General features: G+C 69.7%; 3 protein-coding genes. 1 reads left to right on the top strand and 2 read right to left on the bottom strand.

What is annotated here, in order from left to right:
* Nucleotides 1-324 (bottom strand): TetR/AcrR family transcriptional regulator (locus tag DSP71_RS23265; protein WP_258546302.1); only part of this gene is annotated, 324 nt, incomplete at its 3' end.
* Nucleotides 325-418: 94 nt separating this feature from the next.
* Here DSP71_RS23265 and DSP71_RS06905 point away from each other — a divergent pair.
* Nucleotides 419-2,704, top strand: coding sequence for a glycoside hydrolase family 3 C-terminal domain-containing protein (locus DSP71_RS06905; protein WP_113680712.1), 2,286 nt, complete (start codon nucleotides 419-421; stop codon nucleotides 2,702-2,704).
* Between the two features lie 98 nt (nucleotides 2,705-2,802).
* On the opposite strand, the gene DSP71_RS06900 is transcribed toward DSP71_RS06905, so the two are convergent.
* A partial coding sequence (locus DSP71_RS06900; protein ID WP_113680711.1) for an alpha-L-rhamnosidase occupies nucleotides 2,803-5,164 on the bottom strand: 2,362 nt, incomplete at its 5' end.

The following is a 5,164-nucleotide window of genomic DNA, read 5'->3' as shown; positions in this document are numbered from 1 at the left end:
CGAGAGCCGCGAGAACAACGCGACGATGCCGGGAACCTCGGTGTTGTGGCGGATCACGTCGAGGAAGGCGGTGCGGGCATCGTCGGCCCCGAGTCCTGTCGGGTCGAGACCGTCATGCGCATCGCGGGTGCGGAGCACCTCGGTGAAGAGCTCCTCCTTCGATCCGAAGTAGTGCAGGAGGGCGGCGGGTGTGACACCGACGACCTCGGCGATCTCCTTGAGCGAGGCGTTCTGATACCCCTTGCGTCCGATCACGTCGAGGGCGCTCTCGAGGATCTCCTCGCGCCTCGCGACACCCTTCGCGTACGAACCTCGTCGTGCCATGACTCGACCCTAATCCTGAATGACGTTTGAAATCTAATACTGAAAGGCATAAGGTTTTCGCAAGGACATCGCCGTCGCCCGCGAAAGGAACACAATGACCGAGAACTCGGCTTCCGACCTGACCCTCGAGGAGAAGGCTTCGCTCACCAGCGGTGCGGACTTCTGGACGACGAAGGCGATCGACCGCGTGGGCATCCCGTCGGTGATGATGACCGACGGACCGCACGGTCTGCGCAAGCAGTCGGGCAGCACCGATCACCTCGGCCTCGCGAGCAGCGTCCCGGCCACGTGCTTCCCGCCCGCCGTCGGTATCGGCTCATCGTGGGATCCCGAGATCATCGAGCGGGTGGGCGCCGCGATCGGCATCGAGGCCGCGATCGAGGACGTCGCGGTCGTGCTCGGACCCGGCATCAACATCAAGCGCTCACCGCTGTGCGGCCGCAACTTCGAGTACTTCTCGGAAGACCCGATCGTGTCGGGCGTGCTCGGAGCCGCGTCCGTCCGCGGCATCCAGTCGAAGGGCGTCGGCACCTCGCTCAAGCACTTCGCTGCGAACAACCAGGAGTTCGACCGCATGCGCGCGAGCTCCGACGTGGATCCGCGTCCGCTGCGGGAGATCTACCTGCGCGGATTCGAGCGTGTCGTGAAGGACGCTGCGCCGTGGACGGTCATGTGCTCGTACAACAAGCTCAACGGCGTCTGGACCTCAGAGGACCCCTGGCTGCTCACCAGCGTGCTCCGCGACGACTGGGGCTTCGACGGCCTCGTCGTCTCGGACTGGGGAGCCGTGAACGACCGCGTCGCCGGCGTCGCCGCAGGACTCGACCTGGAGATGCCCTCGTCCGGTGGGAGGACGGATGCGCAGCTCGTCGCAGCCGTGCGCGCCGGCGAACTCGCCGAGAGCGTGCTCGACACCGCAGCCGGTCGCGCGATCGACCTCGTGCGCAAGGCCGCCCGGCGTCCTGCCGTGTCCGGCCCGCTCGACGTCGACGCGCACCACGCGCTGGCCAGGGAGGCCGCTGGTCGGTCCATCGTGCTGCTGAAGAACGACGGTGCGCTGCTGCCGCTCGCCGACGACCAGAAGGTCGCCGTGATCGGCGCGTTCGCGACCGAGCCGCGGTTCCAGGGAGCGGGCTCTTCGCTGATCAACCCCACGCGCATCGACGAGGCCCTCGACGGACTGCGCGCCGTCGGCGGCGACCACGTCACCTACGCCGCGGGCTTCGCGGTCGAAGGTGGTGCCATCGCCGCGTCCGGACGCTCTGCAGACGACCTGCGGGCGGAAGCCGTCGACATCGCGACGGCGGCTGACGTGGCCGTGCTCTTCCTCGGGCTCCCGGCCGCGGAGGAGTCGGAGGGCTTCGACCGCGACCACATCGATCTGCCCGCCGAGCAGCTTGCGGTGCTCGATGCCGTGCTCGCGGTGAACCCTCGTGTCGTGGTGGTGCTGTCGAACGGCGGCGTGGTCGCGCTCCCCTTCGCCGACCGTGTACCCGCGATCGTCGAGAGCTGGCTGCTCGGTCAGGCGGGCGGCAGCGCTGTGGCTGACGTGCTCTACGGGACGGTGAACCCCTCGGGCAAGCTCACCGAGACCGTGCCGGTGCGGCTCGAGGACAACCCCTCGTTCGGCAACTTCCCCGGAGAGTTCGGACATGTCCGCTACGGCGAGGGCCTGCTGGTGGGCTACCGCTGGTACGACGCGAAGGGTCTCGACGTGACCTTCCCCTTCGGCCACGGTCTCTCCTACACGACGTTCGAGTACGCACCTGCGACGGCCGAGGTCGGAGCGGACGGCGACATCGTCGTGCGCGTCGACGTCACGAACTCCGGAGACCGCGACGGCCGCGAGGTGGTGCAGGTGTACGTGGCTCCGGCGACATCGATCGTGCAGCGCGCACCCCGCGAGCTCAAGGCCTTCTCCTCCGTCGCGCTCGCCGCAGGGGAGACCCGCACGGTCGAGCTGGTCGTGCGGCGCGAGGACCTCGCCTACTGGGATGTCCGCGTCGACCGCTGGGTGGTGGAGGGCGGCGAGTACATCGTCGACGTCGCCGCCTCCAGCCGCGACATCCGCTCCACCGCGACCGTCGACATCGCCGGAGACACGGTGCGCCAGGAGCTGACCATGAACTCCTCGGTCGGCGACCTGATGTCGCACCCCGTCGCGGGCCCGATCGTGCAGCAGGCTCTCGGTGGTCTTCTGGGCGGGTCCGGCGGCGATGCGGCAGCGGCGTCGATGATGCCGAACGACGAGGCGATGCAGAAGATGATGGCGTCGTTCCCGATCGGTCGCCTGGCCGGTTTCCCGGGCCTTCCCGTCGACTTCGAGCAGATCGAGCAGCTCATCGCCGCAGCGAACGCGGGGGACTCAGCCGCCCGCTGACCCGTCGGTGCCAAGCGACATTCCGGTCGCACTTTCCATCGCTCCCGCCGAGCGGGAACGACGGAGAGTGCGACCGGAGTCTGCATTCGGCCAGGCCGTCACGACCGCATGCGCACCGTCCGCGTGTGGGAGCCGTGCCCGAGTTCCTCGACGGATGTTCCTGGCAGGTCGAGTTCCGCGGTCGCGCCGACCGGGACCACGACGTCGACGTGCAGTCGGTCGCCGTCGACGTGCCACGAGATCGACGCGACTCCGTAGGGAGTGCGCTGCGTCGATGAGGCATGCGTGAGCCCACCGCCAGGGCGCGGGGCGAAACGGATGCGGCGGTAGCCCGGTTCCGCGGCGGCGAGCCCTGCGACGCTGCGGTGCAGCCAATCGGCGACGGCGCCCAGCGCGTAGTGGTTGAACGATGTCATGGTGCCGGGGTTCACCGTGCCGTCGGGGAGCATCGCATCCCAGCGCTCCCAGACCGTGGTCGCTCCCTGCGCGACCTGATACAGCCACGACGGGCAGCCCTGCTCGAGCAGCAGGTCGTACGCGGTGTCCGCATGGCCGGTCATGGTCAGCGCGTCGCAGACCAGCGGTGTGCCGACGAAGCCCGTCGCGATGCGATTGCCTGCCTCTCGCACCAGCTCGGCGAGACGCGCCCCTGCCGCTGCGCGCTGCGTGTCGTCGTCGAGCAACGCGAACACGATGGCGAGGGCGTACGCGGTCTGAGCGTCCGAGGTCATCGTGCCGTCGGCTCGCACGTAGGCCGCGCGGAAGGCGGCGGCGACCTCGGTGGCGAGAGTCGCATAGCGCGCAGCCTCTGCGGGGAGCCCGAGCACCCCGGCCATTTCCGCGAGCGCCCTGGCCGATCTGGCGAAGTAGGCCGTGGCCACGAGGTACCGATCCGTGCGGCCGGCTCCGGGATCCTGCGGGGGAGCGGCGGGATCGAGCCAGTCGCCGAGCTGGAACCCCTCGTCCCACAGTCGGTCGGGTCCGGCCAGCGAATCGACCTTGTCGACCCAGCGGCGTGCGCTCTCGAACTGCGTCGCCAGCACGCCGGTGTCGCCGAAGCGCTCGTACAGGGTCCAGGGCAGCAGCGTGGCGACGTCTCCCCAGGCGGCACCAGCCCTGGCCGGAGACCAGACCTTGTGCGACGGGATCACCGGCACGAACCAGGGCACAGTGCCGTCGGGCAGCTGATCGGCCTCGACGTCTCTGAGCCAGCCGGACAGCATCCCCGAGACGTCGAAGAGTGTCGACGCGGTCGGGCCGAACACCTGCACGTCGCCCGTCCAGCCCACGCGTTCGTCGCGCTGCGGACAGTCGGTGGGGATGTCGACGAAGTTCCCCCGCATGCCCCAGACCACGTTGCGGTGCAGCTGCTCGACCAGCGGGTCGGAGCACGTGAACCATCCGGTGCGCTCGAGGTCGGTGTGGAGCACACGGGCGACGAGCGCGCCGGCCGCGGCATCCGCGTCGAGGTCGCCCGGCCACCCCGAGACGTCTACGTAGCGGAAGCCGTGGAAGGTGAACCGAGGCTCCCATTCTTCGCCGCCCTGATGTCCGGCCAGCGTGTAGGCGTCGCTCGAACGGGCGCTGCGCAGCGGACGCGTGTAGATCTCGCCCTCCTGTAGAACCTCCGCGGTGCGCAGCGTCACGGTGGCACCGCGGGAACCCGCGACGCGGATGCGGACCCTGCCGACGAGGTTCTGCCCGAAATCGAGGATGCGTGCGCCGCTCGGTGAGGTGAGCACGGCGATCGGGGCGACCTCCTCCGTCACCCGCACGGGCGGGCCGGTCGGGGCGACCAGGGTTCGCGGGTCGCGTTCGCGCACGGCGACAGGGAACCAGCCGGTGTCGTCGAACGGCGCGGTCGTCCACCCGGTGTGCTCGTGCCGTGCGTCGTAGTCCTCGCCGTCGTAGATGCCGGAACGGAGGATGGGGGAGAGTGATGCCCTCCAGGATTCGTCGGTCGCGATCGTCTCGCGCCGTCCGTCCACGTAGACGAGCTCCAACTGGCCGAGGAAGGACAGGTCGCTGCCGAAGACGTTGCGATGACCGCCGCGCCAGCCCAGACGACCGCGGTACCAGCCGTCGCCGAGCCAGGCGCCGAGCGCGTTCTCGCCGTCGAGGAGCAGTGCGGTCACGTCGTAGGTGCAGTACCGCAGGCGTTCGCGGTAGGTCGTCCATCCGGGTGAGAGCGTGTCGGAGCCGACGCGGACCCCGTTGATCTCCGCCTCGTACAAGCCGTGCGCCGTGGCGTAGAGCCGGGCGCTGGCGATCTCGCCCTCGACGCGGAAGCCGCGTCGAACCAGGGTCGCGCGGCGGGCATCGCTCTCCGGATCCTCGTCGAGGTCGACCCCCACCGGTCGCGCCGACCAGTCGTCTGCCAGGAGAAGGCCGGCCTCGAGCCAGGTCTCCGGGCTGTCGGCGGACCAGCTGCCGTCGCCGCCCCGCACTGCCACGCGCACG

The sequence above is a fragment of the Microbacterium sp. H6 genome, from assembly GCF_003314775.1.
GTDB classification, from domain to species: Bacteria; Actinomycetota; Actinomycetes; order Actinomycetales; family Microbacteriaceae; genus Microbacterium; species Microbacterium oxydans.
The sequence above is the reverse complement of the archived record's forward strand: the minus strand, read 5'-3'. Positions and strand labels throughout refer to the sequence as shown.